At 70.8% G+C, this 24327-nt stretch carries 20 protein-coding genes and 2 tRNA genes; 10 read left to right on the plus strand and 12 right to left on the minus strand.

Annotated elements, in window-relative coordinates; all coding sequences use genetic code 11:
• Positions 1 to 13 precede the first annotated feature (13 nt).
• Both ACLJPL_RS04060 and ACLJPL_RS04065 read right to left on the minus strand, forming a co-directional pair.
• Positions 14 to 1138, minus strand: coding sequence for an LLM class flavin-dependent oxidoreductase (locus ACLJPL_RS04060; protein WP_411079248.1), 1125 nt, complete (start codon positions 1136 to 1138; stop codon positions 14 to 16).
• Positions 1139 to 1258: 120 nt separating this feature from the next.
• Positions 1259 to 2026, minus strand: a complete 768-nt coding sequence (locus ACLJPL_RS04065) for a decarboxylase (protein ID WP_411079249.1) — start codon at positions 2024 to 2026, stop codon at positions 1259 to 1261.
• Between the two features lie 232 nt (positions 2027 to 2258).
• On the opposite strand from ACLJPL_RS04065, the gene ACLJPL_RS04070 reads away from it, so the two are divergent.
• The 6 genes from ACLJPL_RS04070 to ACLJPL_RS04095 all read left to right on the plus strand — a co-directional run bounded on the left by ACLJPL_RS04070 (position 2259) and on the right by ACLJPL_RS04095 (position 7561).
• The gene (locus ACLJPL_RS04070) at positions 2259 to 3260 is read left to right on the plus strand and encodes a D-2-hydroxyacid dehydrogenase (protein WP_411079250.1); all 1002 of its coding nucleotides are present in this window, start codon (positions 2259 to 2261) and stop codon (positions 3258 to 3260) included.
• Between the two features lie 246 nt (positions 3261 to 3506).
• Positions 3507 to 4409 (plus strand): ectoine/hydroxyectoine ABC transporter substrate-binding protein EhuB, encoded by a 903-nt coding sequence (ehuB, locus tag ACLJPL_RS04075; RefSeq protein ID WP_411079251.1) that lies wholly within the window; start codon positions 3507 to 3509, stop codon positions 4407 to 4409.
• An 18-nt stretch (positions 4410 to 4427) separates the two neighbouring features.
• Positions 4428 to 5159 (plus strand): ectoine/hydroxyectoine ABC transporter permease subunit EhuC, encoded by a 732-nt coding sequence (gene ehuC / locus ACLJPL_RS04080; protein WP_411079252.1) that lies wholly within the window; start codon positions 4428 to 4430, stop codon positions 5157 to 5159.
• Positions 5156 to 5800: an ectoine/hydroxyectoine ABC transporter permease subunit EhuD gene (gene ehuD, locus ACLJPL_RS04085; RefSeq protein ID WP_411079253.1), complete on the plus strand. Its 645-nt coding sequence runs from the start codon at positions 5156 to 5158 to the stop codon at positions 5798 to 5800. The genes ehuC and ehuD overlap by 4 nt, the downstream gene beginning before the upstream one ends.
• On the plus strand, positions 5790 to 6635 hold the full coding sequence (gene ehuA, locus ACLJPL_RS04090) for an ectoine/hydroxyectoine ABC transporter ATP-binding protein EhuA (protein WP_411079254.1): 846 nt from the start codon (positions 5790 to 5792) through the stop codon (positions 6633 to 6635). Before ehuD ends, ehuA begins: the two co-directional genes overlap by 11 nt.
• A gap of 167 nt (positions 6636 to 6802) precedes the next feature.
• Positions 6803 to 7561, plus strand: a complete 759-nt coding sequence (locus ACLJPL_RS04095; protein ID WP_411079255.1) for an IclR family transcriptional regulator — start codon at positions 6803 to 6805, stop codon at positions 7559 to 7561.
• Positions 7562 to 7682: 121 nt separating this feature from the next.
• Here the strand turns inward: ACLJPL_RS04095 and ACLJPL_RS04100 are convergent, their stop codons facing one another.
• Positions 7683 to 8141, minus strand: a complete 459-nt coding sequence (locus tag ACLJPL_RS04100) for a hypothetical protein (protein WP_411079256.1) — start codon at positions 8139 to 8141, stop codon at positions 7683 to 7685.
• Between the two features lie 405 nt (positions 8142 to 8546).
• Here ACLJPL_RS04100 and ACLJPL_RS04105 point away from each other — a divergent pair.
• Positions 8547 to 8620: transfer RNA gene (locus ACLJPL_RS04105), tRNA-Lys, on the plus strand.
• A gap of 157 nt (positions 8621 to 8777) precedes the next feature.
• Here ACLJPL_RS04105 and ACLJPL_RS04110 read toward each other — a convergent pair.
• The 3 genes from ACLJPL_RS04110 to ACLJPL_RS04120 all read right to left on the minus strand — a co-directional run bounded on the left by ACLJPL_RS04110 (position 8778) and on the right by ACLJPL_RS04120 (position 13021).
• Positions 8778 to 9368 carry a lytic polysaccharide monooxygenase gene (locus tag ACLJPL_RS04110; protein WP_411079257.1) on the minus strand — a complete coding sequence of 197 codons (591 nt, stop codon included), beginning with the start codon at positions 9366 to 9368 and terminating at the stop codon, positions 8778 to 8780.
• A 225-nt stretch (positions 9369 to 9593) separates the two neighbouring features.
• Positions 9594 to 11288, minus strand: coding sequence for an SPFH domain-containing protein (locus ACLJPL_RS04115; protein WP_411079258.1), 1695 nt, complete (start codon positions 11286 to 11288; stop codon positions 9594 to 9596).
• 440 nt (positions 11289 to 11728) lie between these two features.
• Positions 11729 to 13021, minus strand: coding sequence for a peptidoglycan-binding protein (locus tag ACLJPL_RS04120; protein ID WP_411079259.1), 1293 nt, complete (start codon positions 13019 to 13021; stop codon positions 11729 to 11731).
• Between the two features lie 192 nt (positions 13022 to 13213).
• On the opposite strand from ACLJPL_RS04120, the gene ACLJPL_RS04125 reads away from it, so the two are divergent.
• The 3 genes from ACLJPL_RS04125 (at position 13214) to ACLJPL_RS04135 (ending at position 17688) form a co-directional block, all read left to right on the plus strand.
• Positions 13214 to 13287: transfer RNA gene (locus ACLJPL_RS04125), tRNA-Lys, on the plus strand.
• 550 nt (positions 13288 to 13837) lie between these two features.
• The gene (locus ACLJPL_RS04130) at positions 13838 to 15757 is read left to right on the plus strand and encodes a glycosyltransferase (RefSeq protein ID WP_411079260.1); all 1920 of its coding nucleotides are present in this window, start codon (positions 13838 to 13840) and stop codon (positions 15755 to 15757) included.
• Positions 15754 to 17688: a galactose oxidase-like domain-containing protein gene (locus ACLJPL_RS04135; protein ID WP_411079261.1), complete on the plus strand. Its 1935-nt coding sequence runs from the start codon at positions 15754 to 15756 to the stop codon at positions 17686 to 17688. Before ACLJPL_RS04130 ends, ACLJPL_RS04135 begins: the two co-directional genes overlap by 4 nt.
• A gap of 66 nt (positions 17689 to 17754) precedes the next feature.
• Here the strand turns inward: ACLJPL_RS04135 and ACLJPL_RS04140 are convergent, their stop codons facing one another.
• The 6 genes from ACLJPL_RS04140 to ACLJPL_RS04165 all read right to left on the minus strand — a co-directional run bounded on the left by ACLJPL_RS04140 (position 17755) and on the right by ACLJPL_RS04165 (position 24285).
• Complete coding sequence (locus ACLJPL_RS04140) at positions 17755 to 18819, minus strand: glycoside hydrolase family 6 protein (protein WP_411079262.1); 1065 nt, start codon at positions 18817 to 18819, stop codon at positions 17755 to 17757.
• 500 nt (positions 18820 to 19319) lie between these two features.
• Positions 19320 to 19979, minus strand: a complete 660-nt coding sequence (locus tag ACLJPL_RS04145) for a class F sortase (protein WP_411079263.1) — start codon at positions 19977 to 19979, stop codon at positions 19320 to 19322.
• A gap of 1 nt (position 19980) precedes the next feature.
• Complete coding sequence (locus ACLJPL_RS04150) at positions 19981 to 20547, minus strand: hypothetical protein (RefSeq protein ID WP_411079264.1); 567 nt, start codon at positions 20545 to 20547, stop codon at positions 19981 to 19983.
• Between the two features lie 102 nt (positions 20548 to 20649).
• A complete protein-coding gene (locus ACLJPL_RS04155) occupies positions 20650 to 21456 on the minus strand; it encodes an HAD-IIA family hydrolase (RefSeq protein WP_411079265.1) in 807 nt (268 codons plus the stop codon).
• A gap of 74 nt (positions 21457 to 21530) precedes the next feature.
• The gene (locus ACLJPL_RS04160; protein WP_411079266.1) at positions 21531 to 23075 is read right to left on the minus strand and encodes an alkaline phosphatase family protein; all 1545 of its coding nucleotides are present in this window, start codon (positions 23073 to 23075) and stop codon (positions 21531 to 21533) included.
• Positions 23076 to 23220: 145 nt separating this feature from the next.
• Positions 23221 to 24285: a 2-aminoethylphosphonate ABC transporter substrate-binding protein gene (locus ACLJPL_RS04165; RefSeq protein ID WP_411079267.1), complete on the minus strand. Its 1065-nt coding sequence runs from the start codon at positions 24283 to 24285 to the stop codon at positions 23221 to 23223.
• Positions 24286 to 24327 lie beyond the last annotated feature (42 nt).

Genomic DNA, 24327 nt, shown 5'->3' on the forward strand with positions numbered 1-24327 from the left:
GATTCCGTACGGCTCAGGCGTTCGGCAGCCCGTACGCGTCGGCGATCAGCTCGTAGCTGCGCAGGCGCGCGTCCCCGCCGTGCGCGTTGGCGGTGATCATCAGCTCGTCCGCGCCGGTGCGCTTGGCCAGGTCGTCCAGGCCGCCGCGGACCTCGTCGGCGGTTCCATGGATCACGTTGGAGAGCCAGCCGTCGACGAACTCCCGCTCCATCGGGGAGAAGTCGTACGCCGCCGCCTCCTCGGGGCTCGGGATCAGCCCCGGCCGCCCGGTGCGCAGCCGGACCATCGACAGCGCTCCGGTCAGCACCTGGCGGCGGGCCTCGCGCTCGTCGTCGGCGGCCAGCGCGGAGACGCCGATCAGGGCGTACGGGGCGTCCAGCACGGCGGAGGGCCGGAAGGAGTCCCGGTACAGGTCGAGCGCCGGGATCGTGTTCTGCGCCGAGAAGTGGTGGGCGAAGGCGAACGGCAGCCCGAGCGACCCGGCCAGCCGGGCGCTGAAGCCGGAGGAGCCCAGCAGCCAGACGGGCGGCCGGTGCGCGGACTGCACCCCGCCGGGGGCGGTCGCCTGGACCGGGCCGGGCACGGCGTGGATGCGGCGGTAGGGGTGCCCGTCCGGGAAGTCGTCGTCCAGGAACCGGACCAGCTCGCTGAGCTGCTGCGGAAAGTCGTCGGCCCCCTCGTTGAGCCGGTCGCTGCGGCGCAGGGCGGCGGCCGTCGCGCCGTCCGTGCCGGGGGCCCGGCCGAGGCCCAGGTCGACGCGGCCGGGGGCCATCGCCTCCAGGGTGCCGAACTGCTCCGCGATCACCAGCGGGGCGTGGTTGGGCAGCATCACGCCGCCGGAGCCGAGCCGGATGCGGTCGGTGTGGGCGGCGATGTGCGCGAGGATCACGGCCGGGGAGGACGAGGCGACCCCGGGCATGGAGTGGTGCTCGGCGACCCAGTAGCGGTGGAACCCGCGGCTCTCGGCGAGCCTGGCGATCTCCACGCCGGTGCGCAGGGCCTGGGTCGCGGTGCGGCCCTGCCCCACGGTCACCAGGTCGAGCACGGAGAGCGGTACGGGGGCCGTGCCGGTGGCCGTACCCCGGATTCCGTCGCCGTCCGTCCCGTCGCCCGTGTTCCCGCCTCGGATCTCGTCCACGTGTCGGCCCTCTCCCGGTGCTGCTCGTCGTGCGTACGCGTATCGGAGGCGTACAACAGGAGGGAGTCTCCGTTTATTCCGGGACCTGTCCCGGGTGGGCCGTCCCGGGGGCGGGCCGGGCTACTCCCGCACCTCGATGCCCTTCGGCTCCACCGCTCCCGGCACCGGCTGGCGGGTGGCGAACAGGGTGCCGAGCGTCGGGGCCCAGACGCGGCGGTCGGTCAGCCGCAGCCCCTCCCACACCGACACCTGGTTCGCCGTGAGGACCGGCTTGCCCACCGCCTCCTCCAGCTCCGGGATGTACGCGGCCGTGCGCAGGGCCGCGTCCGGGAGCAGCAGCACCTCAGCGTCCGGGTGGTCCGCCGCGAGTGCGAGCTCCTTGACCTGCGCGGGCTCCCAGCCGGCGGCCTCGGCGGCCGTGCTCAGACCGGCGCTCCGGGCGGCCACCACCTCGGTGCCGCCCGCCACCAGGAAGTCGGTGAAGAGCGCGGTGACGTCCTCGGGCCAGGCCGCGGCGACCGCGACCCGGTGCGCGCCCAGCTCCCGTACGGCGTGGACGAAGGCGAAGGAGGCGCTGGACGCGGGCAGGCCCGCCGACCGGGCGAGGGTGGCGATCTGGTTGTGCGCGCCCGCCCAGCCGTACACGAAGCTGCCGCCGGTGCTCGCCCAGACGAGCGCTTCCGCCCCCGCGAGGCGCAGCTCCTCGACGCCCTCGGCGAGCCGGTCGGGCGCGCCGGACTCCAGGAGGGAGCCCCGCCGGTAGGAGTCCTCGTCGGCCCCGGTGTGGAACAGCGGCAGCCTGATGTCCGTGTCGAGCGTGATCTCGATCCGCGGGAAGTCGTCCTCGGCGGCGTGGCCCGGGTAGAGAAGCCCTACGGTCGTCGTCATGTTCACCCTTCCTTCGCGTCGGGCGCGGAAAGCCACGAGTGCCCCTGCCACTGTCAAGTATTCCCCCGGCGGGGCGGCGGTGGAGGGTGGACGGGGTGCGCCCCGGCGGTGTTCCGGCCGTGCTCCGGCCGTGTTGACGGGGGCGGGTGCTGCTGCGAGCGTGGTCCGTACGGAGATCATGGTCACGCGTACCTGACGCCTGCCTGCGACGTTGCGGAGTGATGAGCCACCGATGCCGGAACCCGTCGTCCTCGTCCTCGACGCCGATCCGCCCCCGCGCCTCGGGCGGCTGACCGGCCGGGCCCGTGTCGTGCGCACCGACGCGGCGGGCCTGGCCGGCCGGCTGCCCGGCGCCGATGTGCTGCTGGTGTGGGACTTCACCTCCGACGCGGTGCGCCGCGCCTGGCCCGGGGGCGGGCCCCGGCCGGGCTGGGTGCACACGGCGAGCGCGGGCGTGGACCGGCTGCTCTGTCCGGAGCTGGCCGCCTCCGACACCGTCCTCACCAACGCACGGGGGATCTTCGAGCGGCCGATCGCCGAGTACGTGGCGGGGCTCGTCCTGGCCTTCGCCAAGGATCTGCCCGCCACCCTGGCGCTCCAGCGGGAGCGGCGCTGGCGCCACCGCGAGGGGCAGCAGGTGGCCGGTTCGCGGGCGGTGGTCGTCGGGGCGGGTCCGATCGGGCGCGAGATCACCCGGCTGCTGCACGGTCTGGGCGTCCAGGTGGCGCTGGTGGGGCGGACCGCCCGGCGCACCATCCACGGCGTCGCGGACCTGGGCCCGCTGGCGGCGCGGGCGGACTGGGTGATCTCGGCGGTGCCGCTGACGCCTTCGACGTACGGGATGTTCGACACGCGCTTCTTCGGGCTGCTCCAGCCCTCGGCCCGGTTCATCAACGTGGGGCGCGGGGCGAGCGTGGTGGAGGCGGACCTCGTGGAGGCGCTGGAGCGGCGCTGGCTGGCGGGGGCGGCGCTGGACGTGTTCCAGGAGGAACCCCTGGGCGAGGAGAGCCCGTTGTGGGACGTGCCGGGGCTGCTGGTGTCGCCGCACATGAGCGGGGACACGGTCGGCTGGCGCGACCGGCTCGGTGAGCAGTTCGTGGCGATGTACGAACGGTGGGCGGACGGGGCCCCGTTGCCCAACGTGGTGGACAAGGAACGCGGTTACGTCCCGTCCAACGACAACTCCGGTGCGCAGGAGGCCGCAGAGCCCTCCGCGGGCCCCGGGGCGGCATAGGCCGAGGAGGTCGCGGAGGCCGCAACGGCCGCCAGGGGCCCGGGGAACGCCGGGGCCGCCGGGGGCCGGGGAGACCCCGGGGACGCCTCACCGCAGCGACGCCGTCACCCTCCGCCCGCCTGGGCCACGGGAAGGTCACCTTCCGGCCACCGTTCGGTTACATGCCCCGGCTTCCTGCATAGACGTACGGGATCGGGCAGGCACTCACCCTGTCCGGACTGTTCGACCTCCAGGAGATCGCGACCCATGGCTGACTTCCCTCACCTTTCCCGTCGAGGCTTTCTCAATCGATCGGCGGCCATCGGCGGCCTCCTCGTCGTGCCCGGGCTGCTCACCGCGTGCAGCAAGACCGACGCCGGTTCCGCGACCGGCGCGGGCGCCCTCGACAAGCTCCGCAAGCAGGGCTTCGTACGGGTGGCGTACGCGAACGAGGCGCCGTACGGCTACCTGGAGGGCAAGGAGCTCAAGGGCGAGGCCCCGACCCTGCACCGGGAGATCTTCAAGGCGCTCGGCGTGGACGATCTCAAGCCGACGCTCTCCGAGTGGGACGGGCTGATCCCGGGGCTCCAGGCGGGCAAGTACGACGTGGTCAGCGCGGGCATGGCCATCACCCCGGAGCGCTGCGGCAACGCGATCTTCTCCGAGCCGGAGTTCATCTCGCCGACCGCGCTGATGGTGAAGAAGGGCAACCCGAAGAACATCACCGACCTGGCCTCCGCCAAGGAGGCGGGGATCACCGTCGGCGTGATGTCGGGCGCGGTGGAGGGCTCGTACGCCAAGGGCGCGGGCATCGACGAGGGCAGGATCAAGACCTTGCAGAAGCCGCAGGACGGGGCCGACGCCGTCAAGGGCGGCCGGATCGACGCGTTCCTGCTCACCGGCATCTCGCTGCGCTGGCTGGCGAAGACCAACCCCACCACCGAGGTCACCGAGGCGTTCGTGCCGGAGCTGGACGGCAAGCAGCAGTTCTCGCCGGGCGGCGCGGTCTTCCGCCAGGGCAACGAGGACCTGCGGGACGCCTTCAACCGCGAGCTGAAGAAGATCGTGTCGGACCGTTCGCGCTATGTGCAGCTGCTGAAGCCGTACGGCTTCGGGGAGACGGAGATCCCGCCGGCCACGCTGAAGACCGCGGATCTGTGCAAGGGCTGACGGGGCGGACGCACACGCATGAATGACTTCTTCTCCACATTCGTGGACGAACTCCCGCAGATACGCTCGGGGTTGTGGGTGACGCTGGAGGCCATGGTCCTCGGCTCCCTGCTGGCCCTGGTCCTGGCCTTCGCGCTGGGTCTGATGGCGGGCAGCCGGCTGCTCCTGGCGCGCGGGGTCTCCCGGGTGGTCGTGGAGTTCTTCCGGGGGACCTCCCTCTACGTCCAGTTGTTCTGGCTCTACTACGCGATGCCCCCGCTGACGGGGTACGAACTCACCCCACTGGTCTGCGGGGTGGTCGCGTTCGGCCTCAACTTCGGTGCGTACGGGGCCGAAGTGGTGCGCGGCGCGGTCAACTCCGTACCGCGCGGGCAGTACGAGGCGGCGATCGCGCTCAACCTGAGCCCGGCCAGGCGGTTGCGGAAGGTGATCCTGCCGCAAGCCTGGGTGCAGATGATCCCGAGCTTCACCAATCTGCTGATCCAGCTGCTGAAGGCGACGCCGCTGCTGTGGCTGATCTCGGCCGCCGATCTGATGACGGTGATCCAGCAGCTGCGCGACCGCACCGGTGAGACCCTCACCGCCTATCTGACCCTGCTGGCCGTCTACTTCGTGCTGGCCTACGCGCTGACGATGCTGATGAACCTGCTGGAGCGGACCGCCAAGCGGCGGCTCGGCCTGGAGACCGGCACGAACAGCCTGTTCAGGAGCCGCAGGGTGACCACGACCGCTGCCGGAGGTGCCGGGTGAACGGCTTCGACTGGAACGCCGCCGGGGAGGTCTGGCCCCTCCTGCTGGAAGGGTTCAGGGTCACCCTGCTCGCCACCGTGCTCGGCACCGCCGTGGCGGCCGTGCTGGGACTGGCCGTCGCCATCGCCGGCCGGACCCCCAGCCGGCTTGTGACGGTGCCGGTGCGGTTCGTCATGGAGTTCGTCCGCTCCACCCCGCTGCTCGTCCAACTGGTCGGGGCAGCAGCCCTGTTCACCTCGGTCGAGCCGCTGACCATCGGCATCGTGGTGCTGGGCGTCCACTACGCCGCGTACACCTCCGAGGTCTACCGGGCCGGGATCGACAGTGTGCCCAAGGGCCAGTGGGAGGCGTGCCGCGCGCTGTCCCTGCCGCCCCGGCGGACCTGGCAGGCCGTGATCCTGCCGCAGGCGGTGCGCAACGTGCTGCCCGCCCTCGGCAACTACGCGATCTCGATGTTCAAGGAGACCCCGTTCCTCGCCGTGATCACGGTGCACGAGATGGTCTACGAGGCCCGGCAGTACGGGGCCGATCACTTCGGGTACTACACCGAGGCGTTCACGCTCGCGGGCCTGATCTTCCTCGTGGCGAGCTACCCCACGTCGCTGTTGATGAGAAAGCTGGAGAAGCGCCTTGGCCACTGAACCCCTCCCCCTTGAGAAGACGGCGGCCCCGGCCCCCGAGGACGCCGTCCCGGCGGCCGGGAGCACGGGCGAGCCGCTGGTCCGCTTCGACCAGGTGGTCAAGCGCTACGGCGACCATGTGGTCCTGGACCAGCTGGACTTCACCGTCGACCGCGGCGAGCATGTCACCCTGATCGGGCCCAGCGGCTCGGGCAAGACCACGATCCTGCGGCTGCTGATGACGCTGGAGAAGGTCAGCGACGGGGTGATCTGGGTCGACGGCTCCCCGCTGTCGCACGTCCGCACTTCGGGCGGTGCGCTGAAGCCCGCCGGCGAGAAGCAGTTGCGGGAGTCCCGGAAGAAGATCGGGATGGTGTTCCAGCAGTTCAACCTCTTCCCGAACATGAAGGTGCTCCAGAACATCACCGAGGCCCCGATCAGCGTCCTGGGCAAGAGCCGCGAGGAGGCGGAGACCCGGGCCCGGGAGCTGCTGGACCTGGTGGGGCTCTCCGGCAAGGTCGACGCGCACCCCTCCCAGCTCTCCGGCGGCCAGCAGCAGCGCGTGGCCATCGCCCGGGCGCTGGCGATGGAGCCGGAGATCCTGCTGCTGGACGAGGTGACGTCGGCGCTCGACCCGGAGCTGGTGGCGGGGGTGCTGGAGCTGCTCGGGGACATCGCCCGCAACACCGACATCACCATGCTCTGCGTGACCCACGAGATGAACTTCGCCCGGGACGTCTCCGAGAAGGTGCTGATGTTCGACGCGGGCCGGGTCGTGGAGTCCGGAACGCCGGAGAAAATCTTCTCCGATCCGTCCCACGAACGTACGCGCGAGTTCCTCAACGCGGTGCTGTGACCTCACAGTTGAGAAATCGACCATGACGCTGGCATATGCCGGACGGGTGCGCCCCAGCTAGCGGGGCCGGGGTGCCCCCACCGGCTTGTCAACTGCCGCCCCGAAAGCGGGACCCGGCGGCTATCGTGGGGCTGAAGCTTGCGGTCACAACCTCTTAGGGGAACACCGTGGCGTTGAAACCCGAGCCGACCGCGCCGTTCCACGAGGTGCAGTACGCCCTGCGCGTGCTCGAATCGGTCTCCAAGCACGGCGACGGCGTGACCGACGCGCAGCTCTCCCGGGAGACGGGCCTGCCGGCCGGCAGCCTCGCCGCCCTGCTCCTGACGCTGCGCCGCGAAGGGTACGTCGAGCAGATCGGCGACGGCGCGTACGTGATAGGCGCCTCGTTGCTGCTCCTCGGCACCGGGGCGGCCCGCCGCGAGGCGCTGGAGGGCCGGCTCCAGCACGCCCTGGACCAGCTGCGCGACGCGGTCGGCGCGGCCGTCTACCTCAGCCGGTACGTGGACGGCGAGGTCAGCGTCACCCAGGTCTCGGACGGCCCGCTCACCCCGGCGGTCAACGAGTGGGTGGACTTCCGCTCCTCCGCGCACGCCAGCGCGGTCGGCAAGTGCCTGCTGGCCCAGCTCGACGACGAGGGGCGGCGCGACCACATCTCCCGGCACCGGATCGCCCGGCTCACCTCGCGGACGATCACCAACGAGAAGGTCCTCTTCGCCAAGCTGGACGCCCAGCCCGCGACGGTCCCGGTGCTGGACCTCCAGGAGTACGCGCTGGGCACCGTCTGCGCGGCCGTGCCGCTGACGGCCGGGGGCGCCGCCGGCTGCCTGGCCCTCTCCCTGCCGATCGAGGACGCCCACCGGCTGCGCGAGGCGGCGGACACCCTGAACCGGCGGGCGGCCCCGGTGCTGCTGTCGCTGGCGCTGTAGACCGCGCACGCGCGCCCGGCCCCGCCCCGAGAGCGCCCGCCCCTCCCCCGAGAGCACCGTCCGGGACAGGATCGGGGCTCCCGCCGGCGATCCGGTGGGAGCCCTGAATATCCAGGCCCTATCAGGTGGTGGCCACCTCTTGGACGTTCGTCGTGTTCAGAGCGTTGCTCCCCTCATAAACCGAGAGCCACCAGAAGATCTTGTCGCGCTCGGGTATCTTGCTCGCGAATCCCGTGCACTTCTGCCAGCCCACGGCGGAGCCGCGCCCCTCATGGCAACGGAACTTCTTGCCGTTGGACGGCATCTGGCCGCGCATCTCCACGTGATGACCGTCCGCCTTGCGGTCCCTCAGCCAGAAGACATCGCCGTACTTCTGGAAACACGCCCTACCGGCAGCGACGTTGGGATTCGGGTAGTAGATGGTCTGACAGTACGCGTTCGAGGGCGGCGAGGCCCCGGCGACCTTGGCGTATTCCGTGTAGTCAGCGGGTGCGGCCGACGCCGGGACAGCCAAGGGAATCCCCATCAGCAATGCGGCGGCACCTGCGGCGAACATCGGCCCTGTGCGCTTGAGCGACATACAGAACTCTCCCCGTCCGAGTCATTCGGCTTATTGAATCCCTTTCGACCTCGCACCGCTTCCGAAAAAGCGGAGCACGACGCGAGAAAACCGGGAACCAATCTTCTGACCAGGGAACCTATCAATCGGCAACCTCAATGAAACCACCTGTTTCAGCCAATCATTCTCAGCAGTCCGGGGCCCCGCCTGCTTATACCGGATAATGGCCGATTGATTTACGCTAAATCTGATGACTCCGACCTGTGGCACGATTTCGGGAGTTCTCCGACAGCGATGCGGCCGCAGGCGGCCCTCCTCACCCGACGAACCGCCGGCCCCGGCTCCCGGTCCCCGGCCTCACGGGCGGCCTCCGGCGGGGGTGTCATCAGCACCCCTCGGGACCAGGTATTATTTTCGAGTCAGCAGGCGCCGTTAGCTCAGTTGGTTAGAGCAGCTGACTCTTAATCAGCGGGTCCGGGGTTCGAGTCCCTGACGGCGCACGACATGTCTGTGGGCGGTCTCCTTCGCGGAGACCGCCCACAGTGCTGTTTCCGGCCCGGTTCAGCAGCCGCCCACCGCAACGGCGGCCCCGGTTCAGGGCCGCCGTGTCGAGCCACAGCGGAGATCACAGGCGCCCTGGGGGCTACCCGTGGGTGATCAGAACTTCACGTCCGAGCACGCGTAGAACGCGTTGGTGGTGTCCGCGACGTTCCACACGGCGAGGATGATGTGCTTGCCGCTCTTCTGGGTGGGGATCGTGCCCTGGTGGGTCAGGGTGGCCGGCGGCTGCTGGTTCCCGTACGGCACGGTCATGAAGGGCTGCGACTCGAGCGCGGCCCGGGTGAGCGGCTTGGTGGAGTCCCAGCCGTTCTTGGTGATGTAGTAGCGGAAGTCGCTGGTGGAGTGGCGGGCGGTGAACTGCCAGCGGAAGCTGTAGCCCTGACCGCCGGTGACCTGGGTGGCGGGCCAGTTGCCGCCGCGCGGGTCGTCCAGCTGGGCGAACTGCCCGTTGCCGCCGGAGCAGATCTTGCCGTCCGCCGGCCCCGAGGCCGGGAAGCCCTTGGGGCCCTCGACGCTCTGGGGCTCCCACTGGATGTTGCCGCAGCCGGTCACGGTGCCGTTGGCACAGAGTTTCTGACGGCTGATGGGGGAGTCCGTGTAGCCGTGGCTGCTGGCGCTGCTGGTCGCGAGCACGGAAGCGCCCGCTATCGCCAGGCCGATCACGGCCGCGCTTGCCTTTTTCCGCATTGCTGTCGCTCCTCTAGAACGTGGGGGAGGTTCCATGAGCACTGCTCGACATGCTGCGCGCTTGATGCTGGGTGGGTGGGTACTGCGGTCTAGACCAAGTCTTAGATTATTGACGCGACGTGAACATGTCCAGACCAATGAGCATCGGATTCCGGAAGCGGCCTGGACAGACCCCAAGGGGCCCGGGATCGTGCATCCGGGCCCCTTGGGACGTTCGGGGACGGCTCAGGCGCCGTCGCCCCCGCCACTGCGGCCGGTGTAGAACGCGACCGTCAAATCCTTGACCAGCGCCTTGCGTTCGTAGTCGTCGAGCTCGACGATGCCGCGCGTGGTGAGTCGGTTGACGGTGTCGTCGACCGCGTCCACCACCGAAGTCAGCACGCTGTCACGGTGTTTGGCGTCGATGGCGGCGATCCGCCGCCGCTGCATCGCCGCCGCGACCTCGGGGGCGTACTCGATCCCGGTCGGCTGCGCCGAGTACACCTCCACGCCGACCGGCTCGCAGTCCGCCTTCAGCATCCGGGTCAGGGCGTCCCCAACCGCCTCCGCGTTACGCAGAGTCGGGGCGTCCTCGTGGAACGCGTCGGCGGGCAGTTGCGACAGGACCCGGGCCATCGCGGACTCGACCTGAGCACTGAGGTACGCCTCGTGGTCCTCGATCCCGAGAGCGGCGCGCACGGTGTCCCTGATCCGCCAGACCACCAGGACGACGACGCGCAGCGCGGTGCCGTTCGCGTCCACGGCGGGCAGCGGTTCGCTGCGCCAGTGCCTCAGCCGTACGTCGACGCGGCGGCGCAGCAGCAGGGGCGAGACCCAGACCAGGCCGGTGCGCCGGACGCTCCCCCGGTAGTCGCCGAAGAGCGTCAGCACCCAGGCGTACCCGACGCGGCCCCGGCCCAGGCCGCCGACCGCGAGGATCACCACGGCGGCCAGGAGGCCGAGCAGGGCCCAGGCTCCGGTGCCGACGCCTGTGTACGTACGGGGGGTGAGGCCCACGGCGCTCTGTGCGGCGGCGGGCAGCGCGCCCTGCCACCACAGGACGGCCAGCCCGCCGGCGAGTCCGGCCACGGCGGTGAGCAGCGCGGCGTAGCCGGACAGGGCGGGCCCCGGGCGCTCGACGAGACGGGGGTCGGCGAGGGGGGCGGGGCGGGTGGCGGGCTCGACGCGGGGGTGGGGGGAGCGGGGGCGGGGGGTGCCGGGGGTTCGGGCGCGGTTGCCGTTGCTGTTGCTGTTCCCGTTCCCGTTGCCCGGGGTGCCGGGGCGGGCGACGGTCGTGGGGAGGGCGGCGGGTTCGGTGGACTCCGGGTCGTCGCGGAAGAGCAGGTGTACGGGGATGGAGGCGGTGGACTCGTTGGCGATGACGGAGTGGCGGCGGGCGTGGGGCGGAGGGAGTACGGGGGTGGGGGCGGGGGCCGGAGCGGGGGCCGGAGCGGGGGCCGGTACGGAGAAGGTGGCGGAGGCGGCCCGGACGCCGGGGGCGAGGTCGAGGACGAGGTCCAGCTCGGTGTCGGGGCCGGTGTCGGCGGGGCCGGTGCCTGTGGGGCGGGGCCCTGCCTCTTCGCCGTAAGCCGGGAGCGGGGTCCACTCCGCCGAGGGTTCCGTCCTCAAACGCCGGACGGGCTGGATGTGCGGGGCCTGGATGCGCGCGGGCTCGTCCGGGAGTGAGGCCGGTGCGGGCTCGGGGAGCGTACGGCTGTCCAGGTTGACGGGCTTGACGTGCGGCACCCCCGGCGCCGGGCCAACCCGCTTGGCCCCCGGGGCCGCGCCCCCCGTCTCCAGGACCGCGCGCTTGGCGTCCGGGGCCGCGCCCCCCGCGCCCCCCGCCTCCGGGGCCCCCTCCCCCGGTGCCGGGTTCAGGTGGAGGCTTCGGCCCGGGTGGTCCAGGCGTACCGGGTTGGACGGCGGAGTCGCAGTCGCCACCTGAGTCGGAGACTCGCCCCCCGGCTTACTCACCCGAGCCGGAGGCTCAGTCGAAGTCGAAGTCGAAGCCGAGGCCGGAGGCTCAGCCGAAGTCGCGACCGGAGCCGGACGCTCAGCCGAGGCCGGAGCCGGATCCGAGGCCGAAACCGGAGCCGAGGCCGAGACCGAATCCGAGGCCGCAGCCGAAACCGAAACCGGAGCCGCAGCCGCAGCCGCAGCCGAAACCGAAACCGGCTCCTCCTCCTTCGGCCGGAACAGTGGTGGTGGGGTCGCCTGCGGGGTCGGGTGCAGGGCGACGCCGTCCACCAGGGGCATCGGGGTCTCGCCGAATCTGGGTGGGAGGAAGAGGTCGCCGGCGGCGACCAGGGGGTCGTGGTCTGTCAGGGGCTGGGGGTTCTGGTCTGGGGTCACCGGTTCCCGGTTCCTTTCCGTCAGGTCCGTCAGGCGAAGAGCCGGCGCCAGGTCTCCGGCCCCGGATATCCGTCGGCCGCGCCGCCGCGCCAGCCCTGGGCACGCTGGAACGCCTCGACATTGCGGCGGTCCGCCTCGGTCCAGCGCGGGTCGGGGCCCGACACGTAGTGCTTGCCGTATCCCTTCTTCACCAACTGTTCGCCGAGCCGGTCGACATGGCTGTTGTACTGACCCGGCTGGAAATAACCGGCCCCCGGGAACACCACGGCGGTGTTCGGGCTGCCGCCCGCGCCGGCGGCCGGGATGTCGCGTCCGGTGCCCGTGGTCAGCAGACGCCAGGTGTCCGGGCCGGGGATGCCGTCCGCCTCCGCGCCCTTCCACCCCTGGGCCTGCTGGAACGCCCGCGTGGCGCGCTGGTCCGCCGCGCTCCACACGGGTCCCGGGCCGACCGCGTAGAACCGCTTGCCGCCGCGCGCGACCAGCATCTCGCCGAGCCGGGTGACATGGGCGTTGTTCGCGCCGGGGCCGAACTGGCCGGCCCCGGGGAAGGCGGTGGAGGAGCCCGAGCCGGGAGAACCGGCGCTGACGCCGTTGTAGCGGTAGGCGACGTAACGGTCGGAGTTGTTCCAGTACGCCATGGGCGTCGACTGCTTCCGCGTCTGCGGGCGCGCCTGCTCGTAGGCGACGTAACGGCTGTGCGTGGAGTCGGTCCAGCCGCCGAAGATCGTGACGTGGGAGCCCTGGGAGGGGTCGGCCGGGTTGTGGAAGAGGAGGATGTCGCCGGGCTGGAGGTCGTTGCGGGCGATGCGGGTGGCGTACTTGGCGAGGCTCCCGGTCCACTCGTTGCCGCCGAGGTTCCAGGCCATCGACACATAGCCGGAGCAGTCCTGGCGGTACCCGTCCGACCAGTGCTTCTCCATGCTGTACGGGACCTTCGCGGCCACCCACCTCTGGGCCCGCTCCATGATCTCGGCCCGGGTGGTCTTGCGCAGGACCGAGGCGTCGGACGGCGGGCCGGACGCGCCGGAGCCCTGCAACGGTCCCCTCTCGCCCTGCGGGGTGGCCGGTTCGGGGTCGGTGTCCTGGCCGGCCCGGGCCGCCCCGGCGCCCCGGTCGGCGGCGGCCGCGGCTCCGGCGGCCCCGCAGGAGAGGACCACGCCCGCGGCGGTGGCCAGGACCAGGGCGCGGCGGGCGCCGTGCGCGGCGGGGTGGCCGCCGTACCGCACCGCGACCGCCCGCGCGGCGGTGCGCCGTTGCAGGGCGCACCCCGCACAGGTGCAGTCGATGGCGGGCTCGTACTCCTCGAAGACCGGCACAGTCATGCGATTCCCCTCCGCACTCGTCACTCGTCAAGATCTTTGGGCGCAGCCGTGACGGGCGTCAGTGTCTCAACTCTCCCGACATAAGGCATTTTGACTGACCAATGGGAAAAAACGACCATCTGACGGGGTGTGGCGGCAGGTAAATGGTGCGGAGCACCCGCCGGAGTCGGGTAGAGTTCTCCAGGTCAGCACGCGCCGTTAGCTCAGTTGGTTAGAGCAGCTGACTCTTAATCAGCGGGTCCGGGGTTCGAGTCCCTGACGGCGCACGCACAACCAAGGCCCTCTCACTCAGAGTGAGAGGGCCTTGGTCATTTCTGCTGCGCGGCGACCGCCCACACCCCCGCACGCCATGCACGCCACGCACGCACCGTGACATCCGGGACGCGTCGGTCATCACAAAGCAGAGACGAAAAGGCAAAGCGGTGACGGGAGGGCGGGCGAGCGCCGATCATCACTTCCCTACGCCCCCTCCCCACACGCCCCGCAAATCGTGCGTATGACCGGTAAACAGCCTGTTTCACCCTTGCGGTACCGTCCAGTGTCGGACAATCTGTCTGGGAGCCGACGGGCTTCAAGGGGGCTGGTGATCCGTACAGTTGGATCAGCAGAGTGTGAAGTTCCGGTTATCCGTTCCGCGGGTGGGGGTCCCGCTCGGAGACGGATGCCGAGGCGGCATCATGCAACCGGAGGGCCGCCAACCATGTCTGTGGGAACGGTGGCCCGCCACCGTGTGCGTGCCCGGTGACCGACCGGGATCCCGCCGCACACGTAGAGACCGACCAGTCACGCACCACTGTGCGTGCGGGGGGATGACCCATGACGTCGACGCCGCCAGGCGACCGGCAGGAGAACGACGCGTCCCGGACCACACAGCTCCGGATACCGCCGCAGCTGAGAACCGGAGGCGCGCGCCGCCGAGCCGGGAAAGAGCTGCCGCGCTACGACTACGAGCACTACAGCCGGCTGGCCGGACCGCTGACGCAGCCTCCCGCGGGCAAGCCGTACAAGGTCCAGTACCGCTCGCTCATATCCCAGGAGCCGCACCGCGTGCGCGCGGCGCTCCTGCTCGGCGCGGCTCCGCTCGTCTCGCTCGGCCTCTTCGCCTGGCTGATGCAGCCCAGCCACTGGACCGACCGCGATCCGAACCTCGACAACGACCTCCTGCTCGTCCTCGACATCGTCATGCTGGTCTCGATCGGACTGATCGAGCTGTTCCGCACGATGAACGTCCTGTCCAACGCGCACGCCACCCTCGTCGCCCGGGACCCCGTCCCGGTGGTTCCCGAGACCGGCACCAAGGTGGCCTTCCTCACCTCCTTCGTTCCCGGCAAGGAACCGCTGGAGATGGTGACGAAGACCCTGGAGGCGGCCGTGAAGATCCGCCACCGGGGGCTGATGCACGTCTGGCTGCTGGACGAGGGAAACGATCCGGCGGTCAAGGAGGTGTGCGCCCGCCTCGGGGTCCACCACTTCTCCCGCAAGGGCGTGGCCCACTGGAACCAGGCCAAGGGCCCGCACCGCGCCAAGACCAAGCACGGCAACTACAACGCCTGGCTGGACGCGCACGGCGGCGACTACGACTTCTTCGCCTCGGTCGACACCGACCACATCCCGATGGCGAACTACCTGGAGCGGATGCTCGGCTACTTCCGCGACCCGGACGTCGGCTTCGTCATCGGCCCGCAGGTCTACGGCAACTACGACACCTTCGTCACCAAGGCCGCCGAGTCGCAGCAGTTCCTCTTCCACGCCCTGATCCAGCGCGCCGGCAACCGCTACGGCGCGCCCATGTTCGTCGGCACGAGCAACGCGGTCCGCATCTCCGCGCTCAAGCAGATCGGCGGCCTGTACGACTCGATCACCGAGGACATGGCCACCGGCTTCGAGATCCACCGCCACCGCAACCCGGTCACCGGCAAGAAGTGGCGCTCGGTCTACACCCCGGACGTGCTGGCCGTGGGCGAGGGCCCGACCGCGTGGACGGACTTCTTCACCCAGCAGCTGCGCTGGTCGCGGGGCACGTACGAGACGATCATCGGGCAGTTCTGGAAGGGCTTCGGCACCATGCCCGCCGGCAAGCTCTTCAACTACACCATGATGATCATCTTCTATCCGATGTCGGCGATGAACTGGATCCTCGCGGCTCTCAGCTGCGCCCTCTTCCTCGGCATGGGCGCGTCCGGCGTCCAGATCGACCCGACGATCTGGATGATGCTGTACGGGAACGCCTCCGCGCTCCAGATCGGCCTCTACATCTGGAACCGCCGCCACAACGTCTCGCCGCACGAGCCCGAGGGCTCCGGCGGGCTGGCCGGCATGGTGATGTCCGCGCTCTCCGCGCCGATCTACGCCCGCTCGCTGATGGACGCGGTGCTGCGCCGCAAGAGCTCGTTCGTGGTGACCCCCAAGGGCGACTCGTCCAGCCCGGACACCCTCTTCGGCACCTTCCGCATCCACCTGTTCTTCATCGTCGTCTTCGGCGCGTCGATGGTTTCCTCGTTCTTCTTCGGCCACAACCATCCCGCGATGCTGACGTGGGCCACCCTGGCGCTGCTGATCACCGCCGCGCCGATCATCGGCTGGCGGTACACGATCCGCGCCGAGAAGAAGAAACGCCGGACCGGCGGCTCGCACCGCAGCGGCGGACCGGCCCCCGCGCCGAGGCCGCAGCCCCTGCCCGGGACGCCCGGCAACGACCAGACCATGCAGATCGCCCTTGGGGGACGTAAGAAATGAAGTACCGTCCGAGCCGCCGTACCCGCCGCCTGGCGATCAGTACGGCGGTGGTTCTGGCGCTCGCGGGGGCGAACGGGCCGTGGCTGTACCGCTTCAGCACCGAGCGCTACCACGAGTACACGATCAACAAGCCGGAGTACAAGGCGGCCAACGGCCACTGGGACTTCCTGGACGTCCCCTCCGAGCACCGGATCAACACGATCCACGCGGCGCTGCTGCACACCGGCAAGGTGCTGCTCGTCGCGGGCTCCGGCAACAACCAGAAGAACTTCGACGCCAAGAGCTTCCGCTCGGTGCTGTGGGACCCGGAGACGAACGTCTTCAAGGACATCGCCACCCCCAAGGACATGTTCTGCGCCGGCCACACCCAGCTGCCGGACGGCAAGCTCCTCATAGCCGGCGGCACCAAGCGCTACGAGAAGCTCCAGGGCGACGTCACCAAGGCCGGCGGCCTGATGATCGTCCACAACGAGGACCCGGACAAGCCGGTCACCCTGCCCGCGGGCACCCGCTTCACCGGCAAGGAGAACGGGAAGACGTTCATCTCCAAGGACCCGGTCCTGGTGGAGAAGGCCACCAAGGTCTTCGACAAGAACACCGGCGCCTTCCTCCGCAACGACCCCGGCCTCGGCCGGATCTACGTCGAGGCGCAGAACAGCGGCAAGGAGTACGAGACCGGGACCGAGGACAACTACCGGGTCGCCGGACTCTCCGGCTCCGATACCCGCAACGTCTACGGGATCGCCCAGAAGCTCGCCCTGGACAAGAAGGACTTCCAGGGGATCCGGGACGCCTTCGAGTTCGATCCGGTCGCGGAGAAGTACATCAGCGTCGACCCGATGAACGAGGCCCGCTGGTATCCGACCCTCACGACGCTGGAGGACGGCAAGGTCCTCTCGCTGTCGGGGCTGGACGAGATCGGGCAGATCGTCCCGGGCAAGGACGAGGTCTACGACCCCGAGACCAAGAAGTGGGAGTACACCGGCATCGTCCGGAAGTTCCCCACCTACCCGGCGGTCTTCCTCCTGAACGACGGCAAGCTCTTCTACTCCGGCTCCAACGCCGGATACGGCCCCGCCGACGTCGGCCGCGACCCGGGCGTCTGGGACCTGGCCACCAACAGGTTCACGAAGATCCCCGGGCTCAGCGACCCGGACCAGATGGAGACCTCGGCGACCGTACGGCTGCCTCCCGCCCAGGACGAGAAGTTCATGGTGATCGGCGGCGGCGGGGTCGGCGAGTCGGAGAAGTCCAGCGAGAAGTCCCGGCTGGTCGACCTCCAGCGGAAGAACCCGAAGTTCACCGATGGGGCCGCGCTCTCCGAGGGCACCCGCTACCCCAGCGCCTCCCTGCTCCCCGACGACTCGCTGCTCGTCACCGGCGGCTCCAACGACTACCGGGGGCGCGGCGGCTCCGACGTGCTCCAGGCCCGGCTCTACGATGCGAAGAGCGACACGTACCGGCGCGTCGCGGACCCGGCGGTGGGCCGCAACTATCACTCGGGGTCCCTGCTGCTGCCGGACGGGCGGGTGATGATCTTCGGCTCGGACTCGCTCTTCTCCGACCAGGCCAACACCCGGCCCGGCGTCTTCGAACAGCGCATCGAGATCTACACCCCGCCCTACCTCTACCGGGACTCCCGGCCGGAGCTGACGGCCGGACCCAAGAGCATCAGGCGCGGCGGGACCGGCATGTTCACCACGCAGCACGCCTCCTCGATCACCTCGGCGAAGCTGATGCGGCCCTCGGCGGTCACCCATGTCACCGACACCGACCAGCGCACCGTCGCACTGGAGCTGAAGAAGTCGGCGGACGGCATCACCGTGACCGTGCCGGACAACCGGGCGCTGGTGCCGGCGGGCTGGTACATGCTGTTCGTCACCGACGCGAAGGGCACCCCGTCCGAGGGGATGTGGGTGGAGATCCCGTAGGCGTACGTACGCGATGACGGCAGGGCCGTGCCCCGGGAGACCCGCTCCCGGGGCACGGCCCTGCCGCTACTTCGTGGCGCGGGCCAGACCGAGCGCGTACTCCGGCCACCAGTCGCCCGCCTTCGGGCCGCCCTTGCAGTCGCCGTCCGATTCGCCGGGGCGCTTGATCCACAGGTAGGCGTCGACCAGCTCGTCGCCGGTCTTCGTGGTCGGGACCTCGCCCAGCGCGCGGCCCGGCGGGTTGCACCAGGTCTCGGCCGGGTCGCCGCCCTGGTAGGGGCCGTTGCCGTTGCGGCTGGTGTCGACGACGAAGGGCTTGCCGTCTATCTTCGCCGACAGCTTCTTGCCGAACTCGGTGCTGACCGCCGTGGTCTGGAAGTTGGAGACGTTCAGCGAGAAGCCGTCCGCCGCCGCGATGCCCGCCCGCTGGAGCGGCTGGAACAGCGCGTCGGGCGTCTGCCACCCCGCGTTGCCCGCGTCCAGGTAGACCGTGGCGGCGGGCTGCTGCTTCAGCCGCTCGATCGCGCCCTTGAGCAGGTCGTAGCGCTCCTCGTGGAACTCCTGGGGCGTGCAGCCGTCGACCAGGTGGAGCAGGGCGTCCGGCTCCAGGATCACGGTCGCCGGGCGGTCCCCGATCCCCTTGGCCACGCCGTCCACCCAGGCCCGGTAGGCGTCGCCGTCCGCGGCCCCGCCCTTGGAGAACTGGCCGCAGTCGCGGTGCGGGATGTTGTAGAGGACCAGCAGCGCTTCCCGGTCGGCCTTCGCGGCCGCCTCGGTCACGCCCTTCACCTGGGCCTCGGCGTTGTCCGGGCTGATCCACTCGCCGACCGGCTGCTCGGCGATCTTCCGGATCAGCGCGGCGTTCTTCTCGTCGCCGTCCTTGGTGTACGCCGCGACCTGCCGGGCCGCGTTCCCCTCGGGGTTCACCCAGTACGGGTCGGTGGCCTTGGGCTGCTGCTCGACGGCCGCGGGACTGTCCTGACCGTCCCCGCCGTCACCCCCGCTGCCGCCGTCGCCGGAGCAACCGGCCAGCAGGAGGGCGGCGCAGAGGGCCGCCGCCGTACCGGCCGCCCGGAAGCCCGCCGTCGCACGCCTGCGCGTCCGGGACCGGCCGGTGTAACTGCCGTACATCCACTCCCCCTTGGGTGCACTGCCTGCACTGTTCTCACTGGTCGCACCGATGCGCCGCCGGTCCGGGCCATCCTGGCACAGCGACCCGGAGCCGACGCGAGCGCCCGGCCCCGCTCCGCAGCGGTGACTACGGGCTCCTGCCCACCCGGACAACGGTCACACAGAGGCATCGGTTCCGGACATCCCGCTCGAAAGCCGCTGCGAACCTGTTCTCGATCCTGGTGCGCCGTGGCGGCCCCGTGACGAGCAGGGGGTGGGCCGTAGCAGCCATGGCCTGAGGCGTGAGGGCGGGTGCTGTTGGTGCGGGTGGCAGAGGTCGGGCGCGGGCGCGCAGAGCGCCGGGCGTGTGCCCTCGGGCGGCACCCGGCCACGCTGCTGCGCGGGCCCTCCGATGCACGCGGCCGGCCCGGTGCACGCGGTCGAGGACCGGTCCGGCCGGCGCCCCCTGGAGGGGCGCCGGCCGGACCGGATGTCGTTTCGCTCGGCGGACCTCGTCGTTCCTACGCGCCCTTCGTCCCCGTGAGGTAGGCGGACACCACCACGTTCGCCGTGTAGGAGCGGGTCTTCTGGTCGTACTTCCCGCCGCAGGTGAGCAGCCGGAGCTCCGCCCGCCCGTCCACGCGGGGCCCGTACGCCTTCTCGGCGTCGAAGCGCTCCCGGGTGACGACCTGGACGTCGTCCACGGTGAACTCGGCGACGCTTCCGTCGTCCCGGGTCACCCGGATCTTCTCGCCCGGCTTCACCGCGCTGAGCCCGTAGAAGACGGCCGGCTTCGTCTCGGTGTCGACATGGCCGACCAGCAGGGCGGCCCCCTCCGCACCGGGCCGGGTGCCCTTGCCGTACCAGCCGGCCGTCTGCGGCAGGTCGTACGGGGGCGGGTCGATGGCCCCGTCCTCATCCAGGCCGCGCGGCACGACCGGGGCGTCGATCCCGACCGAGGGGACCTCCACGCCGCGCGGGGCCGCGCCCTCGATCGGTGCGTGCGCCGGGGGCAGCGGGGCCCCGAGCGGACGGCCGACCGCGGCGATGTCCCCCGTGGTGGGGGCCGACATGCCGCCCGACGCGTCGCGCCCCCAGAGCCACAGGCCGAGCAGCAGCACGGCCCAGGCCACTCCGGTGAGCAGTCGCCCGGTGCCTGCCGGGCGGTCCGGGGCGGCCATGTCAGTCGGCGGCCGGGTCGCGGCGGCGGCGCGAGGTGCGCAGGGCGACGGCCACGGACGCTACGGCGGCGAGGACGAGGCCGATCACCGCGTGCCGGGTGCCGGGGCCCTGGGACTCCTCGGCCCGCTCGGCGAGGGTGGCGGCGCCTCCGCCGCCCGCCTTGACGGGGGCCACGGGCGAGGGGCGGGTGTGGTGGATGACGGTGACGGCGCCGGTCGCCTTGCCCCTGCCGTTCTCGCACGTCACCCAGACGTCGTAGGTGCGGGGTTCGGCATCGGAGCGGATGGTGGCCTGGGCGAAGAGGCCCTTGTCGTCGGCGGGCCGGAAGCGGGCGACCGAGGCGAAGGCGTCGGAGTTGCCCTTCGCCTCCCGGCCCTTGCCGCAGGCGTCGACCCAGAGTTCCACCTGCCCGCCCGGGGCGATCGTGGACGGGGTGACCGAGACGACGCCGGATCTCCGGTCGTCGTCGCCGGCCCGGGCGGCCGGGTGTGCCGCGGCGGCGGGCACGGGCAGGGCTATGAGCGCGGCCGCCGCTGCGGCACAGAACGTGGTGGGCAGTGAACGCATCGTGAACCTCCTAGGGGAAGGTTCACGCCTGGTGCCCCGACCCGCATCCGCAGTCCTCCGTTGGAGTGAGGCTCCAGCGACTGCGGATGCGATACGCGCAGGTCAGGGGCGGTCCGCCTGGTCCGGCAGGTCGATGAGGTCGACCAGGTCCGCGATCGACTCGACGACGGTGGACGGGCGGAACGGGTAGCGGTCGATGTCCGGGACCGTCGTGAGGCCGGTGAGGACCAGGAACGTCTGCATCCCCGCCTCCAGACCCGCCAGCACGTCGGTGTCCATCCGGTCGCCGATCATGGCGCTGGTCTCGGAGTGGGCGCCGATGGCGTTCAGCCCGGTCCGCATCATCAGCGGATTGGGCTTGCCCGCGAAGTACGGCTTCTTGCCGGTGGCCTTGGTGATCAGCGCGGCGACCGCGCCGGTGGCGGGCAGCGGCCCCTCCGCGGACGGCCCGGTCTCGTCCGGGTTGGTGCAGATGAAGCGGGCGCCCGCGTTGATCAGCCGGATCGCCTTGGTGAGCGCCTCGAAGCTGTACGTACGGGTTTCGCCGAGCACCACGTAGTCGGGGGCGTGGTCGGTCAGCACGTACCCGATGTCGTGCAGCGCGGTGGTGAGACCGGCCTCGCCGATGACGTACGCCGTGCCGCCGGGGCGCTGGTCGTCCAGGAACTGGGCGGTGGCGAGCGCCGAGGTCCAGATGTTCTTCACCGGCACGTCCAGGCCCATGCGGGCGAGGCGGGCGTGGAGGTCGCGGGCGGTGTAGATGGAGTTGTTGGTGAGGACCAGGAAGGGGAGCCCGGAGTCCCGCAGCCGCTTGATGAAGGCGTCGGCGCCGGGGATGGGGGTGCCCTCGTGGATCAGGACGCCGTCCATGTCGGTGAGCCAGGAAGTGATCGGCTTGCGCTCTGCCATGTGCGGGGACTCCTGCCGTACGTACTGCACGCTGGGGGTGCCCGGACCACGCCGTCCCGGCACCCCCAGCATAATTAGCCGGTGACGATCTTGACCCCGTCGATCACCCAGTACCAGTTGTTTCTGCCCGTGTAGTGGAACCGGAAGCTCACGCTGGTCGCGCCCGCCGGGACGGCGAGGTCGAGCGACTGCGGCTGGGAGATCACGTCCGAGGTGTAGGAGCGGACGACGGTCGGCGTGCCGCCGTTCCAGGAGGCGAGGACGCGGGCGCTCTGGCCGCCCTCCTGGCGGTACAGGGTGGTGAAGTCGAGCGTCACGGAGGACTTGCCGCCGACCGCGTACGCCGGGGTGACCAGCGTCGAGTCGAACGGGCCGGAGGACGCCTTGTCGTCCCACTCGTCGGAGTCCGCGACCGCGAAGATCCCGCGCGAGCGGACGTTCAGCTCGCGGGACTGGTCGCGCTGGGTACGGCTCCAGAACTCGTCGGTGGCGAAGGACCAGCCGCGCCACTCGGCCACTCCCCCGGTGCCCATCGCGGAGTTGATGACCGACCAGCCGCTGGGCGCGGTGTGGGTCCAGCCGAGGACCCCGGCCGGGATGCCGGTCTCGTCGACGCGGCCGGCGAGCGCCGGGTACAGGCTCTCGAAGGGGTCGGCAGCGCGCTCCTGGACGGGCTTGCCGTCCAGGCCCCAGGCCGGGTCGGGGGTGATGCCGAGCTGCTTGAAGACGGTGGCGGCGACGTCGACGAGCCGGGTGTCGGCGGGCTTGGCGCCGGCGGCGATGCCGGGTCCCTGGGCGAGGACGAAGGTGCGGCGCTCCTCGATGGAGCTGCCGCCGTGGCCGCCGGCGTTCGTGTGGCCGTGGTCGGTGGCGACGATGACCGTCCACCGCTCGGTGGCGTACGTCGGGCGGGCCCTGATCGCGGCGAGGAGGCGGCCGAGGTAGCCGTCGACGACGTCGATCGCCTCGCGGTAGCGGGGGCTGGCCGCGCCGAGGTTGTGGCCGACGATGTCGACCTGACCGAGGTAGACGAAGAGGACGTCCGGGTTCTGATCGCGCAGGATGGATTCGGTGTCGGCGGCGATGGTGGCGTCGTGGCCGGTGTAGCCGTCGCGGTCGCCGTCCAGGACGAGCTTGGCGTCGGCCCCGGCGGTGACCGTGCCCTGGGCGTCCAGGGGCTTCCAGTCGACGGCGGCGTACGTGGAGAGCTGGGGGCGGACCTGGGCGAGGCGGGCGAGGAAGCCGGGGTACCTGGCGTAGTTCTTGCCGGCGAAGGAGTTGTCCTTCACGCCGTGCTTGTCGGGCCAGACGCCGGTGGAGACGGTCGACCAGCCGGGGCCGGAGGAGGTGGCGGCCATCGGGTTCGTGTACAGCAGCGAGGTGCCGTACGTGCCGTTCGCCATCATCGCCTTGAGGTGCGGGGCGCCCGCCGCGGCGATGACGTCGTGGCGCAGGCCGTCGATGCCGACGACCAGGACCTTGTCCTTGCTGGTGCCGTTCGGGAGGGTGGGCGGGGCGGCGTGGGCCGTGGTCGCGGCGGCGAGGGAGCCCACGGCTGCGGCGGAGGCCGCTGCGGCGGTGGTGGCGAGCACGGAGCGTCGGGACATGCCTCGGGACACGTGATCCTCCAGGGGGCGAGGGGGATGGGGCATGAACTGCCTTCTGGACCAGACCCGTTACCTTCGCGAGATAAGCGGGCCGCGTCCAGACCTTCGGGGTGCGGGATGAGACCTTCGCAGGAAACCGTGGCCGAAAGATGGCCGGTCAGCTTCCGGTGGCCGTCTTCCAGGCGTCGATGTACGTGTCCAGGTTGGCGCCGATGTCCGACCAGTCCGGCTCGAAGACCTCCACGCCCTCCAACAGGCCCTTGAGTTCGGTGGCGTTGGCGTCGGCGGCCTCGATGTCCGTACGGGCGGCGAAGCCTCCGCCGACCGCGCTGACGTCGCGCTGGGCCTGCTCGGAGAGGAGGAAGTCGAGCAGCTTCTTGCCGTTGTCGCTGTGCGGGGCCTTGGCCAGCAGCCCGGCCGCGTACGGCAGAGCGAAGGTGGTGGGCTTCCCGTCGCCCTTCGCCGGGAACCAGATGGCGAGGTTGGGCATGTCCTTGGACTGGGCGAAGTTCATCTGTACGTCCCCGTTGGCGACCAGGAGTTCACCCTTGTCGACCTTGGGGGCGAGCTTGCCGGTGGAGGCGGACGGGCCGACGTTGTTGGTCTGGAGCCGCTTCAGGTAGTCCATCGCCGGCTCCTTGCCGCCGAAGTCGTGCATCGCCTTGATGAGGACGGCGGTCCCGTCGCCGGCGACGCCGGGGGTGGAGTACTGGACCTTCTCCTTGTACGCGGGGTCCAGCAGGTCCTCCCAGGTGCGGGGCGGGGTGGTGAGCCGCTTCTTGTTGTGGATGAAGCCGAAGTAGTTGTTGACGACGGAGGTCCACTTGGCGTCGGGCGCCTTGTCCGCCGTGTCGACGTGGTCCGCGCCCTTCGGCGCGTACGCCGTCAGGAGGCCCTTGGCGTCGGCCTGCTGGATGAAGGGCGGGAGGGTGACGAGCACGTCGGCCTGGGTGTTGGACTTCTCGCGGACGGTGCGCTGCACCATCTCGCCGGAGCCGCCCTCGACGTACTCGACCTTGATGCCGGTCTCCTTCTCGAAGTCCTTGAAGACCTTGTCGTACCAGCCGTCGCCCCTCTCGCCCTTGAGGCCGTCCGCGCTGTAGACGGTGACGACCTTCTCGTCGGACGCGGCGGAGGAGCCCTGGCAGGCGGTGAGGGTGACGGCGGCGAGGGAGAGCGCGCCGAGGACGGCGACGGGCTGCATGAGGGCATGGGTGCGCATGGGATGTCTTCTCCTGGAGCGGTTGCGTGAACTGGAGGGGTT

Source organism: Streptomyces sp. cmx-18-6 (assembly GCF_046548915.1).
Classification (GTDB): Bacteria; Actinomycetota; Actinomycetes; order Streptomycetales; family Streptomycetaceae; genus Streptomyces.